Genomic DNA, 18145 nt, shown 5'->3' with positions numbered 1-18145 from the left:
CCCGCGACCCCAGCGCTCGTCGCCGAAGACGGCGCAACGCCACCCGAAACGCGGGAGATCGCCCGCGCCGCGTCCGACGACGCCGCCACGGTCGACCGGTTCGGCTACTCGAGCTCCCCCTCGGTCTCCAGGTACACCTGGCGCAGGCGGTCCAGGGTCTGCTGTTCGGGGGCCGACCACATGCCGCGTTCGGCCGCTTCCAGGAGGCGTTCGGCGATGCCGTGCAGGGCCCAGGGGTTGGACTGCTGCATGAACTTGCGGTTGGTCTCGTCGAAGACGTAGCTCTCGCTGAGCTTTTCGTACATCCAGTCGGCGACCACGTCGGTGGTGGCGTCGTAGCCGAACAGGTAGTCGACGGTGGCGGCCATCTCGAACGCGCCCTTGTACCCGTGCCTGCGCATGGCCTCGAGCCAGCGCGGGTTCACCACGCGGGCACGGAAGACGCGGGTGGTCTCCTCGGAGAGGGTGCGGGTGCGCACGGCGTCGGGGCGGGTGCTGTCGCCGATGTAGGCCTGCGGGTTCGTGCCGGTGAGCGCGCGGACGGTGGCGACCATGCCGCCGTGGTACTGGAAGTAGTCGTCGGAGTCGGCGATGTCGTGTTCGCGGGTGTCGGTGTTCTTGGCCGCCACCGCGATCCGGCGGTAGGCGCTGCGCATGTCCTCGGCGGCGGGGGCGCCGTCGAGACCGCGACCGTAGGCGTAGCCGCCCCAGGTGGTGTAGACCTGGGCGAGGTCGTCGTCGCTGCGCCAGCTCTTGGAATCGATCAGCTGGAGCAGGCCCGCGCCGTAGGTGCCCGGCTTGGACCCGAAGATGCGGGTGGTGGCACGGCGCCGGTCGCCGTGCTCGGCCACATCGGCGAGGGTGTGCGCGCGCACGTAGTTGTCCTCAGCGGGTTCGTCGAGGTCGGCGACGAGGCGGACCGCGTCGTCGAGCAGGGCCAGCACGTGCGGGAACGCGTCGCGGAAGAAGCCGCTGATGCGGACGGTGACGTCGATGCGCGGGCGGCCGAGTTCGGCGAGCGGGATCACCTCGAGGGTGGTGACGCGGCGGCTGGCCTCGTCCCACACCGGCCGCACGCCCAGCAGCGCGAGCACTTCGGCGATGTCGTCGCCGGAGGTCCGCATCGCCGAAGTGCCCCACACCGACAGGCCCACCGAGCGCGGGTATTCGCCCTGATCGGCCAGGTAGCGTTGCAGCAGCGAGTCGGCCATCGCCTGGCCGGTCTCCCAGGCCAGCCGCGACGGCACCGCCTTGGGGTCCACCGAGTAGAAGTTGCGCCCGGTCGGCAGCACGTTGATCAGCCCGCGCAGCGGCGAGCCGCTGGGCCCGGCCGGGACGAAGCCGCCGTCGAGGGCGTGCAGCACCCGCGCGATCTCCTGACCGGTGCCGCGCAGCCGCGGCACCACCTCGGTGGCGGCGAACCGCAGGACCGCCGACACCGATTCCCGGTCGCCGCCCGCGTCGGCGAACAGCTGCCCGGCGAACCGGTCGATCAGGCCGTCGACGGCGTCCACCGACCAGTCCGCGGCCTGCAGGGCGAGCAGCAGTTCGCGCGCCCGCTCCTCCACCGCGTCCACCCGCTCGCGGCTCTCCGACCCGGATTCGTCCAGGCCCAACGCTTCGCGCAGGCCGGGCACGGTGGTCTCGCCGCCCCACAGCTGGCGGGCGCGCAGCATCGCCAGCACCAGGTCCACCTCGGCGGCCCCCACCGGAGGCTGTCCGAGCACGTGCAGGCCGTCGCGGATCTGCACATCCTTGATCTCGCACAGCCAGCCGTCGACGTGCAGCAGCATGTCGTCGAAGGAGTCCTCGTCGGGACGCTCCTCGAGCCCGAGGTCGCGGTCCATCTCGGCCGCGCGCATGAGGGTCCAGATCTGCTGGCGGATCGCGGGCAGCTTGGCCGGGTCGAGCGCGGAGATGTTGGCGTGCTCGTCGAGCAACTGCTCGAGCCGGGCGATGTCGCCGTAGCTCTCGGCGCGCGCCATCGGCGGGATGAGGTGGTCGACCAGGGTGGCGTGGGCGCGGCGCTTGGCCTGGGTGCCCTCGCCGGGATCGTTGACCAGGAACGGGTAGATCAGCGGCAGGTCACCGAGCGCGGCGTCGGTGCCGCAGGCCGCCGACATGCCCAGCGTCTTGCCCGGCAGCCATTCCAGGTTGCCGTGCTTGCCGATGTGCACCATCGCGTCGGCACCGAAGCCGCCCTGCTCGACGGGCGCGGCCAGCCAGCGGTAGGCGGCCAGGTAGTGGTGGCTGGGCGGCAGGTCGGGATCGTGGTAGATGGCGACCGGGTTCTCGCCGAAGCCGCGCGGCGGCTGCACCATGAGCACGATGTTGCCGAAACGCAGTGCGGCGATGACGATCTCGCCCTTCGGGTCGGCCGAGCGGTCGACGTAGAGGTCGCCGGGCGGCGGGCCCCACGCCTCGACCACCGCGTCGCGCAGCTCCGCGGGAAGGGTGCCGAACCAGGCGGTGTAGGTGTCGGCGCCGATGCGGATCGGGTTGCCCTCCAGTTGCTCGGCGGTCAGCCAGTCCGGGTCCTGGCCGCCCGCGGCGATGAGGGCGTGCATGAGGGCGTCGCCGTCGTGCTCGGCCAAGCCGGGCACCTCGCCCGGCTCGCCGAGGTCGTAACCGGCCGTGCGCAATTCGTGCAGCAGCGCGATGGTGCTGGCCGGGGTGTCCAGGCCGACGGCGTTGCCGATGCGGGCGTGCTTGGTCGGATAGGCCGAGAGCATCAGCGCCAGCCGCTTGTCCGCCGCGGGGATGTGGCGCAGCCGAGCGTGCCGGACGGCGATGCCGGCCACCCGCGCGGCCCGCTCGGGGTCGGGCACATAGGTGGACAGCCCGTCGGCGTCGAACTCCTTGAACGAGAACGGCACGGTGATGATCCGGCCGTCGAACTCCGGCACCGCGACCTGGGTGGCGACGTCGAGCGGGGACAGGCCGTCGTCGTTGTCCTCCCACTGCGCGCGGCCGGTGGTCAGGCACAGGCCCTGCAGGATCGGCACGTCCAACGCGGCCAGCGCGCCGACGTCCCAGGCTTCGTCGTCACCACCGGCCGAGGCCGTGGCGGGTTTGGTGCCGCCCGCGGCGAGCACGGTCACCACCAGGGCTTCGGCACGGCCGAGGGTGGCCAGCAGCTCCGGTTCGGCGGTGCGCAGCGACGCGCAGTAGACCGGCAGCGCCCGCGCACCCGCGTCCTCGACGGCGCGGCAGAGCGCCTCGACGTAGGCGGTGTTGCCCGCCAGGTGCTGGGCACGGTAGTAGACGATGCCGACCGTCGGCGCGTCCGGCCCGAGCGCGGCGGGTTCCCGGTCGAGTTCGCCCCAGGCGGGCAGGTGCACCGGCGGCTCGAATCCGTGGCCGGTGAGCAGCACCGTGTCGGAGAGGAAGTTGTGCAGCTGGCGCAGGTTCTCCGGGCCGCCGGCGGCGAGGTAGTTGTGCGCGTCGGCCGCGACGCCGCCGGGCACCGTGGAGCATTCCATCAGCTCGGCATCGGGGGCGATCTCACCGCCGAGCGCCACCATCGGCACCCCGCTGTCCTGGAGCGCGGCCAGGCCCTCCGCCCAGGCCCGCTTGCCGCCGAGGATGCGCACGATCACCAGATCGGCCCCGTCGAGCAAGCCCGGGAGGTCGTCGACCAGCAGGCGGGCGGGATTGCCCAGGCGGTAGTCGGCGCCGCTGGCGCGCGCGCTGAGCAGATCGGTGTCGGAGGTGGACAGCAGCAGGATCACGAAAGACCTTCCTCGGGTGACGCGCCCATCGGGTGTGGTGCTCGCCGGAGAGGGTCTGGCTGTTCACAGTGGCGCGACCGCACCGGAATTCCACCGGTTTCCTCGACGCCCGCCGAGCACCGGCGATGCTACCCGCCGCGGCCACCCCGGTGATCGCGGGCGTCCGCCCCATCGTGGGCGGCGCGCGGTGCATCGATCGGTGACCGCGCGACGCCGAACGGCCGTCGTCGGGGTCTCGCGACGCCGCCGACCGCCGCTCAGGTGAGGTCGACGTTGCCCTCGATCACCTTCGGCCGGTAGTGGAACCGGTCGATGCGCCAGCCCGCGCCGTCGCGGTGCACGCCGAGGCGGTAGCTGCCGATGAACGTGCGCGTCTTGCCCTGGGTGGCGTCCTCGCGCACGTGCACGGCGATGGAGTCGGCGTGCACGTCGGCGCGGTCGCCGTCGAGGTCGACCAGGTAGTTGCCGGCCTGGTGGTGTACGGCGTCGAGCGGCTCGAGCGCGGCCTTCCAGTCGGCGGCGATGTCGGTCGCCGGGCGCCGCTGCGCCTGCCCGGTACCGCCGTCGAAATCGACCTCGGCGGCGAAGAGGTCGAGCAGGTCGTCCCAGCGCTTCTGGTCGGTGTAGACGAACAGTCGGGTCAGCACATCGGTGATCGCCAGCCGGTCGACGATCTCGGACGGGAAACTCATGGAACGCAACAGTACTGGCCCGTGGTCGCCCGCGCCGGGCGAGCGGTCGGCCGGACGAGGACCGCGGGACGTAGGCTGAGAGGGTCATGACCCGAACCGCCCCCGATGCCTGCCCCGGCGTGCTGCGCCTGCACCAGGCCGCCGACGGCCCGCTGGCGCGGGTCCGAATCCCCGGCGGACTGCTCACGCCCGATCAGCTGCGCGGACTGGCCGAGGCCGCGACCGAGCTCGGCGACGGCGCGCTCGAACTCACCTCCCGCGGCAACGTGCAACTGCGCCGGGTCCGCGACGCCGCCGAGCTGACCGCCCGCCTGGAGGCGGCCGGTCTGCTGCCGAGCCACTCCCACGAGCGGGTGCGCAACATCGTCGCCTCCCCCCTGGCGGGCCGCACCGGCGGCACCGGTGCGGTGCACCCGCTGGTTGCCGCGCTCGACGCCCGCCTGCTGGCGGACCCGGCGCTGGCGTCGCTGCCCGGCCGGGTCCTGTTCACCCTCGACGACGGCCGCGGCGCGATCAGTGCACTCGGCGGCGACATCGGCGTGCAGGCGGTCACCGACGAGTTCGCCCTGCTGCTGGCGGGCGCCGACACCGGCATCCGCCTGGCGGCCACCGACGCCGTCGACGTGATGATCGCGGCCGCCCACGCCTTCCTCGCGCTGAGCTCCGGGCAATGGCGGTTGCACGAGATCCCCGACGGCGCGGCCCGGGTGGTCGACCGGCTCGGCCTCTCCCCCACCGACGACCGGGTGGAACCCGCACCGCCCGCCGCACCGCCGATCGGCTGGCTGCCGCAGGACGACGGCCTGGTCGCGCTCGGGGCGGGCGTCGCGCTGGGCTCGCTGCCCGCACGCACCGCCGAATTCCTCGTCGCGGTGGAACGACCGGTCGTCCTCACCCCCTGGCGCGGCCTCGTCGTCACCGACCTGGACGAATGGACCGCCGAACAGGTGGTGCGCGTGCTCGCCCCGATGGGCCTGATCTTCGACGCGAACTCGCCGTGGCTGCTGGTGAGCGCCTGCGCGGGCCGTCCGGGGTGCGCGAAGTCGCACACCGACGTGCGCGCCGACGTCGCGGCGGCCGTCGCCGAGGGGCGGGTGCCGGGTCCCGGCGAGCCGACGACTCTCGCCGCCGGGCCGCGGGCCGCCGACCAGCTGGCCGTCGCCGGACGGCAACACTGGTCCGGCTGCGATCGCCGCTGCGGCCGTCCGCGCGGGCCGGTGGTCGAGGTGACCGCCGCCGCCGACGGTTACCACGTCACCGGCCCGGCCTGACCCGGACAGGCCGATCCGCTCAGTCGCCCGCCAGCAGCGTGCGGCACACCTGCGCGACCGTCGCGCGCAAGGCCGGTTCGTCCTCGGGGGCGTGGGCGATGTGGTCGGCCGCGCCGTGCATGACCGAATAGAGCACGACCGCGGTCGAGCGCGGATCGGCCGGCGGATTCGCCAGCTCGGACAGCAGGTCGACGAGGGTGTCGACCGCCGGGTTCGGCGCCGCGCGATCGGCGCTCGTGGTGTGGAACAGCACGTCGTGCAGCCGTAGGTCGCGCAGGTACTCGGTGATCCCGACGAGCATCCACTGCTCGACGGCCGCCACGCCGTCCGCCCGGCGGGCCGCCGCGAGCTGCGCCGCCACGAAGCGGGTCAGGTAGCGCTCCCGCAGTGCCCGCAGCACCTCGGCCTTGTTGGCGAAGTGCAGGTAGAACGTGCCCTTCGCGACACCGGCGCCGCTGGTGACCTCGTCGACGGTGAAGGCGTCCGACCCAGCGCGCAGCACCAATTCCTCTGCCGCGTCCAGCAACTCGTGACGCCGCTGTTCGGCGGGTTTGGTCCGAGGCGCCTTCTTGTTCACCCGGCCGACTCTAACCATCGCGCCGGGTGCGACGGCACGAGCCCCTTGCCGAGGTCAGGGTCACCTAATACAGTTCCACTGACTGACGGTCAGTCGTTGAGGAGGATCATGACCACCACCGCACCCGATGTCGGCCTGGCCGCACCCGGCGCCCTGTCCCGCCTGCTCGCACCCGTGCGCACCCACCTGCTGGTCTGCGCGGTGCTGTCGGCGGCCGGGGCCGTCTGCGGATTCCTGCCCTACCTGGCGATCGCCGAGATCGCCCGCGCCGTCCTGGCCGACGGCACCGCCGAGTCCGTCGCGACGGTTCGCCTCTGGGTGGCCGTCGGCATCGCCGGGGCCGCGGGACGCATGGTGCTGCTGTTCGCCTCGTCGCGGCTGGGCCACTACGCCGACGCACGGCTGCTCCACGACCTGCGGGCGCGCATGATCCGCCACCTCGGCGCACTGCCGCTGGGCTGGTTCACCAGCAACGGCTCCGGCCGGATCAAGAAGCGCATGACCAACGACCTCGAGGACATGCACATCCTGATCGCCCACGCGCTCGGCGAGATCGTGGGTGCGGTGGTGGCCGTCGCGCTCGGCCTGACCTACCTGTGCTCCGTCGACTGGCGGCTGACCGGCGCCGCGGTGGCGGCGCTGCTGATGCTCGCGGTGAGTTACCGGGTGGCGATGCGTTCGGCCAGCAGGCACACCGCGCGGCTGATCGCCGCCGAGGCCGACATCAGTTCGGCCAGCGTGGAATACGCCGACGGCGTGGCGGTGGTGAAGACCTACGGCGCGGGCGGACGGGTGCTGGACCGGTTCGACCGCGCGGTGCGCGTACACTCCCGTGCGCTCGCCGCGTGGGCCGCCGAGACGAAGTACAGCAGCGCGCTGTCGCGGCTGCTGTCCTCGGAGATGTCGCTGCTGACGGTCCTCGCGGTCGCCGGGGTGGCGCTGCTGGCCGCCGGCCGGATGCCCGCCGCGGATCTGGTGCCGTTCCTCGTGGTCGGCATCGGCCTGCCCACCACGATCAACCCCGCCATCCAGGGCTCGCAGGGACTGCGCAAGGGGCGGGCGGCCGCGGGCAACATCGAAGGGCTGCTGCGGCATCCGCCACTGCCCGAACCGGCGAACCCGGCCCTCCCCGACGGCGCGCGGATCGAATTCGACGACGTCCACTTCTCCTACGACGGCCGCACCGAGGTCCTGCGCGGGGTGCGCGCGGTGTGCGAGCCGGGCACGATCACCGCGCTGGTCGGCCCGTCCGGCGCGGGGAAATCGACCCTCGCCGCCCTGGTCCCCCGGTTCCACGACGTGACCGGCGGTGCCGTGCGGATCGGCGGGGTGGACGTGCGCGACATCCCCACCGAACGCCTGCTCGCCTCGATGGCACTGGTGTTCCAGGACGTCGTGCTCGTGCGCGACACCGTCACCGAGAACATCCGGCTCGGGCGACCCGAGGCCGGGCGGGACGAGGTCGAGGCCGCGGCGAAGGCGGCCGCGATCCACGACGTCATCACCGCCCTCCCCGACGGCTACGACACGGTGCTCGGCGAGGACGTGGAACTGTCCGGCGGCGAACGGCAACGGCTCACCATCGCCAGGGCGATCCTGTCCGACGCGCCGATCGTGGTGCTCGACGAAGCGACCGCCGCGCTCGACCCGGACAGCGAAACCGCCGTGCAGCACGCGCTCTCGGCGCTGATCGCCGGGCGGACCGTCCTGGTCGTGGCCCACCGCCTGCACACGATCACCGAAGCCGACCAGATCCTCGTCCTCGACGACGGCCGCGTCGTCGAACGCGGACGCCACGCCGACCTGCTCGCCGTGAACGGGCGCTACGCGCGGATGTGGGCCGCCCAGCACCGCGCGTCCCAGGACTGACCCCCACCCCGAGAAGGAACCCGATGATCACCAACCTCTACCGGCTCGCACCCCATCCCGGCCTGCTGGTGCGGCTGGGCGCCCTCAACGCCGTCCAGTCGATCCTGCAGGGCCTGCTGCTGGGCAGTGCGATCCCGATCCTGCGGGCGTTGCTCCAGCCCCAGCCCCGGTTCGACGAGGCCGCGCCCTGGCTGGCCGCCGCCGCTGCCGGTCTCGTCGCCTACGCGGTGTTGACGGTCCTGACCACACCGGTCGCGTTCGCCGCCGCCGTCGATCTGACCGCGCAGATCCGGCACCGGATCATCCGCCATGTCGCCACCGTGCCGATGGGCTGGTTCACCGCCGAACACAAGGCGCAGTTGACGCGGGCGACCACCGCCGACGCCAACAACATCGGCCACCTGGCCGTCACCATCGGCGCTCCCGCGGTGACCTCGCTGCTCACGCCGCTGACGATCGTGGCGATGACCTTCGCCGTCGACTGGCGGCTGGCCCTGCTGCTGGCCGCCGTGCTGCCGCCCGCGCTGCTGGCGCTGCGCCGGGCCGGGCGGATCGCCTCGCAGGCCGACATCGAATTGGAGGAGGCGGCGACCGAACTGGCCGGGCGGGCGGTCGAGCTGGGACAGGCGCAGCCGGTGCTGCGGGCGGCGGGTCAGGCGGGCACCGGCACCGCCCGGATGCGGGCGGCGCTGGACGAACACCGGGCGGTCTACCGGCGGGGCCTGCGGCGTTCGATGGTCCCCGACCTGACCTTCACCGCCGTCGTGATGGCCGGTTTCGCCGCGGTCCTGGTCGCCGCCGCCGCGCTGGTCGCCGAGGGGCAGCTGCCCGCGGCCGACCTGGTGGCGCTGCTGGTGCTCGCCACCCGCTTCCTCGAACCGCTGGGCAACCTCGTCGAACTCATCGGCGCCGTCCACGCGATGAACAACGCCGCGGTGCGGGTGCGGGCCCTGCTCGACACCCCGGCACTGCCCACCCGCGACCACCCGGTCCCGGTGCCCGCCGACTGCGTGGTCGAGTTCGACGAGGTGACCTTCACCTATCCCGGCGCCCGCACGCCGGCCCTGCGCGGGGTGTCCGTGCACTGCCCGGCCGGCAGCACCACCGCCCTCGTCGGCCCGTCCGGCTCCGGGAAGACGACGATCACCCGGCTCGTCGCCCGGTTCTTCGATCCCGACCGGGGCGCGGTCCGCCTCGGCGGCGTCGACCTGCGGGAGCTGGACCCGCACGCGCTGCTCGACCGGATCGCGATCGTGTTCCAGGACGTCTACCTGTTCGACGACACCATCGAGGAGAACCTGCGCATCGCCCGGCCCGACGCGACCCGCGCCGACCTGGCCGCGGCCGCCACGGCGGCCCGGCTCGACGAGGTGATCGAGCGGCTTCCGGACGGGTGGGCCACCCGGGTCGGCGAAGGCGGGTCGCGGTTGTCCGGCGGCGAGCGCCAGCGCGTGGCGATCGCCCGAGCGTTCCTGAAGCGCGCGCCGATCGTCCTCATCGACGAGGCCGCCTCCGCGCTGGACCCGGAGAACGAGCACGCGGTCGCCGCCGCGATCGCCGAACTCGCCGCCGATCCGGCCCGCACCGTCCTGGTGATCGCCCATCGGCCGGCCACGATCGCCGCCGCCGACCGGGTCGTCGCCCTGATGGACGGGCGCGTGGTCGAAGCGGGCACGGTGGCCGAATTGCGAAGCGGGACCGGGGTGTTCGCGACATTGCAGCGCCGGTTCGCGCAGGCCGCGGCCTGGCGGCTCACCCCGGCCGATGCATGAGCAGGCCGCGGCCCGACCTCGCGACTCTCGGTGTGGTCGGCACCCTGCACCTCGTCGCCAACATCGGCTACACCTTCTTCGTCCTCACCCTGTCGACGATCCTGCTCGGTCACGGTGCGCCGCTGTCGACCGCGGCGTTGTTGCAGGTGTTCGGGGCGGTCTACGGCCTGCGGTTTCTCGCCGCGGCCGTGGTCGACCGAGTGCGGTGCAGCGGGCGCGGCCACTACCGCGGCTGGCTGATCCGCACCCAGCTGCTGCTGGTCGCCGCGATCGTCGCGGTCGCCCCGCTGGACCCGGTGCGGCAACTCCCGCTCGTGCTGGCGGTGACCGGGCTGGTCCTGGTGGTGTCGGCGGTGCACGACAGCGCGCTGGCGGGACTGACGGTCGTGCGCACGGCGCCGCTGGACCGCGGGCTCGTCAACGGGGTGCAGGTCGCCTCAGCGAGCCTGTCGATGCTGGTCGGTTCCAGCGGGGCGCTGCTGCTGTACGCGCGGGCCGGGTGGACGGTGACGGTGCTCGTGCTGGCGACGGTGTTCGTGCTGCCGCTGGCGGTGCTGGCCCGCATGGCGGAGCCGGAGAACCGCGCCCCGGCCCGCGTGCCGAGTCCGGTGCTCGGGTACTTCCGGCACCGGCGCAACCGGTGGTGGGCGCTGGTGATGCTGCCGCTCTTCGGCTCGGGCATCTGGCTCGCCTACGCGCCACAGCACGCGATCCTGCTGGCCGCGGGATGGAGCCTCGACGGCATCGCGGTCGCGACCGCGACGGCGACGGTGGCGCAGACGCTCGCGGCCGTGCTCGTCGGCGCGGTGGTGGTCCGCTACGGGCTCGCCGCCACCTGTCTGGGCCTCGCCACCGCTGCGGTCCCGGCCGTGCTCGCTGCGCTCCCGGCCGCCCTCGGCCGCGCGGGCCCGCCGCTGGCGGTGCTCGCGCTGGTCGGCATCACGGTGGTCTACGGCGGGGTCCTCACGTGCGTGGCGGCGGTGTCGATGCAGTGGGCCCGCGCCGAGACCGCCGCCACCGACTACACCATCCCGCTGTCGGTGGAGATGCTGTGTGTCGGTCTCGTCCAGTCGGCCGGGCTTGCCCTGGCGGGCCTGCACCTCGCCGTGCCCGTCCTCGCCGCCGCCGGCCTCGCGGTCGTGGGACTCGCCGTGGCGCCGCGCTGGATCCGCGGAAACCTGCCCGCATCACCCCGCGCGGTGGGGGATCCCGTCCCGGCGGCGCGCGTAGGCCCGTGACGGGCGGTCCTCACCGGCCGGTGGTCGCGAATTCGTCGAGAGGCTCGACGAATTCGAGGATGGGGCGGGTGATCCGATCGGGTATCTGCTCGACGATCCCGTGGCCCGTCCCCGGTAGATCTCGCGGTGCCGACGCTGGTCGTCAGCCACTCCGCGATCCGCCGCATGTTCTTCTCGGATTTGCCAAACCGCGACATCGGCTTCGCCCCGTAGCGGCGCGGTCTGCACGCTGCGCCCGGCCGTCCCGATCGTGTCCAGCGCGTACACCTCCCGGTCGCGCGCCAGGTCCGCGACCACGGAGCGCCAGTACAGGCTGCTGCCGTTGACCGGATGCAGCAGCACCATCGGCGTCCGCTCCCCCACGCCCGAGCGCCGCCCGTGCGTGCTGCCGAAGGAGGTCGGGATGTCGAAAGTGTCCGCGGGCAGCGGCCATTCGGTCTCGAGTGTGTCGTAGATCCACAGGTACACCGAGCCTGCCGTGGGCCCCCGCTGCCGAGATGACGACAATGGAGCCATGAGCGGTCCGGTCACTCCGCGCAGGGTCTACGATCCGCACACACCCGAGGACGGCGCCCGGGTTCTGGTCGATCGGGTCTGGCCGCGCGGGGTGCGCAAGGACGACCTCGCTCCCGTGGAGTGGTTGAAGGACGTCGCGCCCTCGACCGAGCTGCGCAGGTGGTACGGCCACGACACCGAGCGGTTCGCCGAGTTCCGGCGCCGGTACCTGGCCGAATTGCGCACGAGCCCGGCACGCGAAGCCGTCGAGCACCTGCGCCGCGCGGTCGCCGACGGACCGGTGACCTTGCTGACGGCCACCCGGGACCTCGAGCACAGCCAGGCCGCGGTGCTGGCCGAGGTGCTCCGCCGCCGCCCGACCCGAAGCACCCGCCAGGACGACACGGAAGCCTGACGGCACCCACCGCTCAGGGTGCGATACCGGTCAGGGAGAAGAACTCCTGGCGCGATCTCGGGTCCTCGCGCAGTGTGCCGAGCATGGTGGAGGTGACCGTGCTGGTGCCGACGGCTTGCACGCCGCGCAACGTCATACAGGTGTGCTCGGCGTCGATCACGACGCCGACCCCGCGCGGGCGCAGGTGTTCGGCCAGCCAGTCGGCGACCTGCTTGGTGAGCCGTTCCTGCACCTGCGGGCGGCGGGAGAAGTGCTCGACCACGCGCGCCAGTTTCGACAGGCCGAGGATGCGGTCGCCGGGCAGGTAGCCGACGTGCGCGACGCCGACGAACGGCAGCAGGTGATGCTCGCACACCGAACGCAGCGGGATGCGGCGCGCGAGAACGAGCTCGTCGTAGCCTTCCTCGTTGGGGAAGGTGGTCAGATCGAACGACCGCGGGGTGAACAGCTCGGCGTAGGCCCGCGCCATGCGGCCCGGCGTGGCGCGCAGGTGTTCGTCGTCGAGGGAGACGCCGAGGGCGGTGAGGAAGTCGGCGGCCGCGCGTTCGGCGGCGGTCAGATCGATGGCACCGGAATCGGGCACGACCCGTAGCGCGGGGTGGGACACGGTCAGTTCCCCACTTCCAGCGCCGTCGCCAGCACCAGGATCACGGTCGCGACAGCGAAGACACCGTGGCCGAGCACGACCACGACGGGAAAGTGCCGTTCGGGTGGGCCGTCGGTGGCGGCCGCCGCGGCGCGCTCTCGCCGCACCGGCAGCCAGCGCAGCAGCATCACCGCGCCGAGCAGCGCGACCGGGAGCAGCAGCACGAAGGCGATCCACGCCAGCGCGTCGTGATCGGTGAGCAGGTAGACGATCCAGACGATCAGGCCCGCCACCGCGAGCAGCAGGTGGCCGAACAGCACCGGCAGCGGTAGATGTGTCGTGCGCGGCTGGCGCGCTCCGCCTTTGGCGATCCAGACGGCGAACATCAGCAGGCCGCCCGCGGCGGTGAGTATCCAGAGGATCAAGGCGGCGATGCCCATGATCAGCTCCTCGAGGGTCGATGGGTCAGTGCTGGAAACCGGTGGCCTGGACGGACTCCTCGGCCACGCGCACGCCGTAGCGGTAGGCGAGTTTGCCGCCCAGATACCCGGACACGGCGACGGTGAGCAGGCCGAGCAGGCTCAGCAGCAGTGGGCCGAGCGCGACGGCGCCGTGCGGGCCGTCGCCGCTGCGCCGCCAGAGGAACCCGGCGGCGTAGGCGAGCACGACGGCGACGTTGAGGCTCATGTGCACCAGGGCGGTGCGGAAGGCCGGTGTGCCGGTGGGAATCGCCGCCAGGTCGAGCAGTCCGACCGCCGCGGCGGCGAGCGCGCCGAGGATGCCGATCGCGATGAGCCAGGACGCGCCCTGCGCCAGGAAGTCGGGGGCGTCGACCACGTGGGAGGCGAGGTCGAACACCGAGGCCGCGATCCAGGCGCCGATCGGCACGGTCACCAGGATCGGGTGGAACGGATGCCCGTAGGGCCCGGCCAGGGCGGCGCTCACCGGACGTTTGGCTCGATCCATGTCGCTGGTCACGATGGCCTCCTCGGATGGGCTATTTCACCAAAAAGTATTGGCGTTATCGACGCCGGGGTCAAGACCACGCACCACACCGGCTTCCACCTCGGTTTCCGACATCACGCATTGGCGTTATCGTGGTCCGATGACCGATGACTCGGCGATCGGCGCCGTCGCCGCACTCGACGACGAGCTGCGCCGCGGGATGTTCCGCTTCATCCGCCGGATGCGCAGGCCGGTGACGCGCGACGAGGCCGCCGCCGAAGTCGGCATCTCCCGCAAGCTCGCGGCGTTCCATCTCGACAAGCTCGTCGACGCGGGCCTGTTGCGGGCCCGCTACGAATCCCCCGGTGGCGTCCGGCGGGTGGGCCGCGCCCCGAAGGTGTACGAACCGGCCGAGACCGAGGTGCAGGTCAGCATCCCCGAGCGGCGATACGAGGTGCTCGCGGAGATCCTGATGGGCGCCGTGCTGGACGAGGGTTCCGGCGAGCGCGCGCGGGACGCGGCGATGCGGGTCGCGGCCAGGCACGGCACCGAACTCGGTGAGCGCGAACGTGCCCGGGTACGGCCCGGCAGGCTCGGCCCCGAGCGTGCGCTCACGCTGGTGCAGGAACTCCTCGCCGCGCAGGGGTTCGAGCCGAGCCGCGACGGTGCCGGCGAGGTCCGCCTGCGCAATTGCCCGTTCCACCCGCTCGCGCGGCGCGAACCCGAGCTGGTGTGCGGGCTCAACCACGCCTACTGTGCCGGAATGCTCGCCGGACTGGCGGCCGACTCGGTCGAGGCCGTGCTCGCGCCCCGCGCCGGAGAGTGTTGCGTGGCACTGCGCGCGGTCGATTCCTGACACCACCCAGCCCGCGGACGCCTTCGACGCCCGGCGTCCCTTCCCCGGCCGCCGACTCCGCCGCCGCGCCTTTCGGCGGGGCCCCGGTTCGACGTCGGCCGCCATCCGGGCCGCGGTCCGCGCGATCGGCGCGACTCGAGCCCCGCCGGCGCGCTGACGGGCGCCGGTTAGGGTAGACCGCATGTCCGACGTGCGCGCCAGTTACCTCACCGACGGGGCCGAGATCTATCGGCGCTCGTTCGCGACCATCCGCGCGGAGGCCGACCTGAGCGGCTTCCCCGCGGACGTCGCGCGGGTGGCGGTGCGGATGATCCACGGGTGCGGGCAGGTCGACCTGGCCGGTGACATCGCCTACTCCCCCGGCGTGGTGGCCGCGGCGCGGGCGGCCTTGCGGGCGGGCGCACCGATCCTCTGCGATGCGAACATGGTCGCCGCCGGTGTCACGCGACGGCGGCTGCCCGCCGACAACGAGGTGATCTGCCTGCTGCGCGATCCCCGGGTGCCGGAGCTGGCCGCGCGACTGGGCACCACGAGGTCGGCGGCGGCGCTGGAACTCTGGCGGGACCGGCTCGCGGGCGCCGTGGTCGCCGTCGGCAACGCCCCGACGGCACTGTTCCACCTGCTCGACATGCTCGACGCGGGCGCGCCGCGACCGGCCGCGGTGCTGGGCATCCCGGTCGGCTTCGTCGGCGCCGCCGAGTCCAAGCAGGCGCTGATCGAGCACGGCGGCGTCGAGTACCTCACCGTGCGCGGCAGGCGCGGCGGCAGCGCCATCACCGCCTCCGCGCTGAATGCGATTGCGAGCGACGAGGAATGAGCACGAACGGGCACGCCCCGGGCAAGCTGTGGGGCGTCGGGCTCGGACCGGGCGATCCCGAATTGGTGACGGTCAAGGCGGCGCGGGTGATCGCCGCCGCCGACGTGATCGCCTTCCACAGCGCCCGGCACGGACGCAGCATCTCCCGCGGCATCGCCGCGCCGTACATGCGGCCGGGCCAGCTGGAGGAGCACCTGATCTATCCGGTCACCACCGAGACCACCGACCACCCCGGCGGCTATCAGGGCGCGATCGACGAGTTCTACGCCGAGGCCGCCGAACGGCTCGCCACCCACCTGGCCGCGGGCCGCTCCGTCGCCCTGCTGGCGGCCGGTGACCCGCTGTTCTACAGCTCCTACATGCACATGCACCGCAGGCTCGCGGACCGGTTCGAGGCCGAGATCATTCCCGGCATCACCTCGGTGAGCGCGGCCTCGGCCGCGCTGGGGACGCCGCTGGTGGAGGGCGAGCAGGTGCTCACCGTGCTGCCCGGCACCATGCCCGTCGACGAGCTCACCCGCCGCCTGCGCGACACCGACGCCGCCGCCATCATGAAACTCGGGCGCACCTATCCCGGTGTGCGCCAGGCACTTTCCGAGGCAGGCCGGCTCGACGACGCCTACTACGTGGAGCGGGCGAGCAGCGACCGGGAGCGCGTGCTGCGCGCGGGCGAGGTGGACGACGCGGACGTGCCGTACTTCTCCATCACCCTCGTGCCCGGCCCGCGCCCGACGACACCGTTGCCGCGCGTGGACGCCGGACCGCGCGCCGCGTCCGCCCGCCGCGAGGACGCCCCGGCCGAGCCCGCCACCCTTCCGGACTCCGCCCCGTCGTCGCCCACCGTCGGCGAGGTCGTCGTGGTCGGTCTCGGCCCGGGCAACCCCGAATGGACCACCCCCGAGGTCCGCGAGGCCTTGGCGGCCGCGACCGATCTCGTCGGCTACACCACCTACATCGATCGCGTCCCGCATCGCCCCGGCCAGCGCAGGCACGCCAGCGACAACCGCGTCGAATCCGAGCGCGCCGCGATGGCACTCGATCTCGCGCTGCGCGGGGCGAGGGTGGCCGTGGTCTCCTCCGGCGACCCGGGCGTCTTCGCGATGGCGGCCGCCGTGCTGGAGGAATCCGCGGATCCGCGCTGGCGGGCGGTGCCGGTGCGGGTGCTGCCCGGCCTCACCGCGGCGAACGCGGTGGCCAGCCGGGTCGGTGCACCGCTGGGCCACGACTACGCGATGATCTCGCTGTCGGACCGGCTCAAGCCCTGGGACGTGGTCGCCAAGCGCCTGGCCGCGGTGGCCGCCGCCGACATGGCGATCGCGATCTACAACCCGGCGTCCTCGCAACGCACCTGGCAGGTGGGCGCGATGCGCGAGCTGCTGCTCGAACACCGCACGCCGGACACCCCGGTGGTGATCGGCCGGGACGTGGGCGGGCCGACCGAGCGGGTGCGCGTCGTCACCCTGGCCGACTTGGATCCGGCCGAGGTCGACATGCGGACACTGCTCATCATCGGCGCCTCGACCACGGCCACGGTCGACTCCGCCCACGGCACCCGCGTCTACACCTCGCGCCGGTACGCCGACCACGTCGCGAACCCGATCGGCTAATATTCCACTATGGAATGTCGGGGCGAAAGGCACGCGCCGTGACGGCGAACGGACGCAAACCGCTCAACTCCACCGCCGCCTCACTCCTCGGCTTTCTGCACGAGGGCCCGATGTCGGGCTGGGACCTGGTGACGGTGGCGCAGGAACGGATCGGCGATTTCTGGACCATCACGCAGAGCCAGGTCTACCGGGAACTCGCCGCGATGGCCGAGGCCGGGCTGGTGGAGAAGGGCGAGGCGGGCGCGCGGGACCGCACGCCCTACCACCTCACCGAGGCGGGCCGGGCCGCCTTCCTGGAATGGGTGGTGCGCGACCCCGGTGCCGAGACGATCCGGGTGCCGCTGTTGCTGACCATGCACTTCGGCCGCCACGTCGACCCCGAGCGCCTGGCCGTCATCATCGCCGCCAACCGCGAGATCCACCAGGCCCGGCTGAACCGCTATCTCGCCGAGGAGTGCGCCGGCATGCCACCGCACCAACGCGCCACCCTCGAATTCGGCATCGGGTACGAGCGGGCGGTGCTCGCCTGGTTCGACCGCCTGCCCGAATTGCTCGGCACCTGATCAGCCGGCCGCGCGGGTACGCAGCCAGGCCAGCGCCTGGTCCGGCGTGGCGACCACGGCGGTCGCGGGCGCGGGCGCGGGCCGGTCGATCACGAGGACCGGCAGGCCCAGCGCACGGGCGGCGTCGAGCTTCGCCGCGGTCTGTGCGCCGCCGCTGTTCTTGGTGACCAGGACGTCGACGCGCCGCTCGGCCATGAGCGCGGTTTCCGCTTCGACCGTGAACGGGCCCCTGGCCAGGATCAGCTCGTGCCGGGGCGGCAGCGGGGGCGCCGGGGGATCGATGGCGCGGATGAGGAACCACGGATCGGCGAGAGCGGCGAAGGCGTGCACGCCCTGACGGCCGATGGTGAGGAAGACCCGGGCGCCGAGCCCGGGCAACGCCAGGGCGGCGGAGCCCAGATCGGGCACGTGCGCCCAGCGGTCGCCGGGCCGCGCGGACCAGGCCGGGCGCTCGAGCCGCAGCAGCGGGATGCCGGTGGCGGTGGTGGCGGCAGCGGCATGGGCACCGATCACGGCGGCGAACGGGTGCGTGGCATCGACGACGACGTCGATCGCGTTGTCGCGCAACCACTCCCGCAGCCCGTCGGCGCCGCCGAAACCGCCCACTCGCACCGTGCCCGCGGGCAGCAGCGGGTCGCGGACCCGCCCGGCGAGCGAGGACACGAGCTCGAGTCCCCGCTCGCCGGAGGCGAGCTGGGCCAGCCGCCGGGC

17 protein-coding genes are annotated in these 18145 nt (G+C 73.1%); 9 read left to right on the top strand and 8 right to left on the bottom strand.

Translation table 11 applies throughout. From position 1 onward, the window contains the following. Positions 1-104: 104 nt before the first annotated feature. Positions 105-3731, bottom strand: coding sequence for a cobaltochelatase subunit CobN (gene cobN / locus AMO33_RS04540; RefSeq protein WP_060590727.1), 3627 nt, complete (start codon positions 3729-3731; stop codon positions 105-107). 257 nt (positions 3732-3988) lie between these two features. Then, positions 3989-4423, bottom strand: coding sequence for a nuclear transport factor 2 family protein (locus AMO33_RS04535; RefSeq protein ID WP_060590725.1), 435 nt, complete (start codon positions 4421-4423; stop codon positions 3989-3991). An 86-nt stretch (positions 4424-4509) separates the two neighbouring features. Here AMO33_RS04535 and cobG point away from each other — a divergent pair, with 86 nt between their 5' ends. Continuing rightward, a complete protein-coding gene (gene cobG, locus AMO33_RS04530) occupies positions 4510-5694 on the top strand; it encodes a precorrin-3B synthase (protein ID WP_060590723.1) in 1185 nt (394 codons plus the stop codon). Between the two features lie 19 nt (positions 5695-5713). Here cobG and AMO33_RS04525 read toward each other — a convergent pair whose 3' ends face one another. Then, positions 5714-6271 (bottom strand): TetR/AcrR family transcriptional regulator, encoded by a 558-nt coding sequence (locus tag AMO33_RS04525; protein ID WP_050768057.1) that lies wholly within the window; start codon positions 6269-6271, stop codon positions 5714-5716. Positions 6272-6379: 108 nt separating this feature from the next. Between AMO33_RS04525 and AMO33_RS04520 the strand changes: the two genes are divergently transcribed. Genes AMO33_RS04520 through AMO33_RS04510 form a run of 3 tightly spaced genes read left to right on the top strand, consistent with a single transcriptional unit; the run spans position 6380 to position 11150 of the window. After that, entirely contained in the window at positions 6380-8140 is a 1761-nt protein-coding gene (locus AMO33_RS04520; protein WP_060590722.1) for an ABC transporter ATP-binding protein, read from the top strand. 23 nt (positions 8141-8163) lie between these two features. Beyond that, complete coding sequence (locus AMO33_RS04515; protein WP_060590720.1) at positions 8164-9912, top strand: ABC transporter ATP-binding protein; 1749 nt, start codon at positions 8164-8166, stop codon at positions 9910-9912. Further along, the gene (locus AMO33_RS04510) at positions 9909-11150 is read left to right on the top strand and encodes an MFS transporter (RefSeq protein WP_060590718.1); all 1242 of its coding nucleotides are present in this window, start codon (positions 9909-9911) and stop codon (positions 11148-11150) included. The genes AMO33_RS04515 and AMO33_RS04510 overlap by 4 nt, the downstream gene beginning before the upstream one ends. Here the strand turns inward: AMO33_RS04510 and AMO33_RS04505 are convergent. Then, positions 11100-11618, bottom strand: a complete 519-nt coding sequence (locus AMO33_RS04505; RefSeq protein WP_060590717.1) for a hypothetical protein — start codon at positions 11616-11618, stop codon at positions 11100-11102. The two genes, AMO33_RS04510 and AMO33_RS04505, sit on opposite strands and share 51 nt — an antisense overlap. A 46-nt stretch (positions 11619-11664) precedes the next feature. Between AMO33_RS04505 and AMO33_RS04500 the strand changes: the two genes are divergently transcribed. After that, on the top strand, positions 11665-12060 hold the full coding sequence (locus tag AMO33_RS04500; protein WP_060590715.1) for a DUF488 domain-containing protein: 396 nt from the start codon (positions 11665-11667) through the stop codon (positions 12058-12060). 13 nt (positions 12061-12073) lie between these two features. Here the strand turns inward: AMO33_RS04500 and folE are convergent, their stop codons facing one another. From folE to AMO33_RS04485, 3 genes are read right to left on the bottom strand one after another with little or no spacing between them, the layout of a single operon-like run. Beyond that, positions 12074-12667, bottom strand: a complete 594-nt coding sequence (gene folE, locus AMO33_RS04495) for a GTP cyclohydrolase I FolE (RefSeq protein ID WP_060590712.1) — start codon at positions 12665-12667, stop codon at positions 12074-12076. Between the two features lie 2 nt (positions 12668-12669). Beyond that, positions 12670-13086, bottom strand: a complete 417-nt coding sequence (locus AMO33_RS04490) for a hypothetical protein (protein WP_060590710.1) — start codon at positions 13084-13086, stop codon at positions 12670-12672. A gap of 25 nt (positions 13087-13111) precedes the next feature. Next, positions 13112-13624 carry a DUF2231 domain-containing protein gene (locus AMO33_RS04485; protein ID WP_197657733.1) on the bottom strand — a complete coding sequence of 171 codons (513 nt, stop codon included), beginning with the start codon at positions 13622-13624 and terminating at the stop codon, positions 13112-13114. 127 nt (positions 13625-13751) lie between these two features. Between AMO33_RS04485 and AMO33_RS04480 the strand changes: the two genes are divergently transcribed. The 4 genes from AMO33_RS04480 (at position 13752) to AMO33_RS04465 (ending at position 17434) form a co-directional block, all read left to right on the top strand. After that, positions 13752-14447, top strand: a complete 696-nt coding sequence (locus AMO33_RS04480; RefSeq protein ID WP_060590706.1) for a helix-turn-helix transcriptional regulator — start codon at positions 13752-13754, stop codon at positions 14445-14447. A 181-nt stretch (positions 14448-14628) separates the two neighbouring features. Beyond that, positions 14629-15264, top strand: a complete 636-nt coding sequence (locus AMO33_RS04475) for a precorrin-8X methylmutase (RefSeq protein WP_011209683.1) — start codon at positions 14629-14631, stop codon at positions 15262-15264. Then, positions 15261-16871, top strand: a complete 1611-nt coding sequence (locus AMO33_RS04470) for a precorrin-2 C(20)-methyltransferase (protein WP_060590704.1) — start codon at positions 15261-15263, stop codon at positions 16869-16871. The genes AMO33_RS04475 and AMO33_RS04470 overlap by 4 nt, the downstream gene beginning before the upstream one ends. A gap of 14 nt (positions 16872-16885) precedes the next feature. After that, the gene (locus tag AMO33_RS04465; protein ID WP_060590703.1) at positions 16886-17434 is read left to right on the top strand and encodes a PadR family transcriptional regulator; all 549 of its coding nucleotides are present in this window, start codon (positions 16886-16888) and stop codon (positions 17432-17434) included. On the opposite strand, the gene AMO33_RS04460 is transcribed toward AMO33_RS04465, so the two are convergent. Further along, positions 17435-18136 (bottom strand): cobalt-precorrin-6A reductase, encoded by a 702-nt coding sequence (locus tag AMO33_RS04460; protein WP_455636471.1) that lies wholly within the window; start codon positions 18134-18136, stop codon positions 17435-17437. It abuts the gene before it with no gap. Between the last annotated feature and the right edge of the window lie 9 nt (positions 18137-18145).

Source organism: Nocardia farcinica, from assembly GCF_001182745.1.
Classification (GTDB): domain Bacteria; phylum Actinomycetota; class Actinomycetes; order Mycobacteriales; family Mycobacteriaceae; genus Nocardia; species Nocardia farcinica.
The sequence above is the reverse complement of the archived record's forward strand: the minus strand, read 5'-3'. Positions and strand labels throughout refer to the sequence as shown.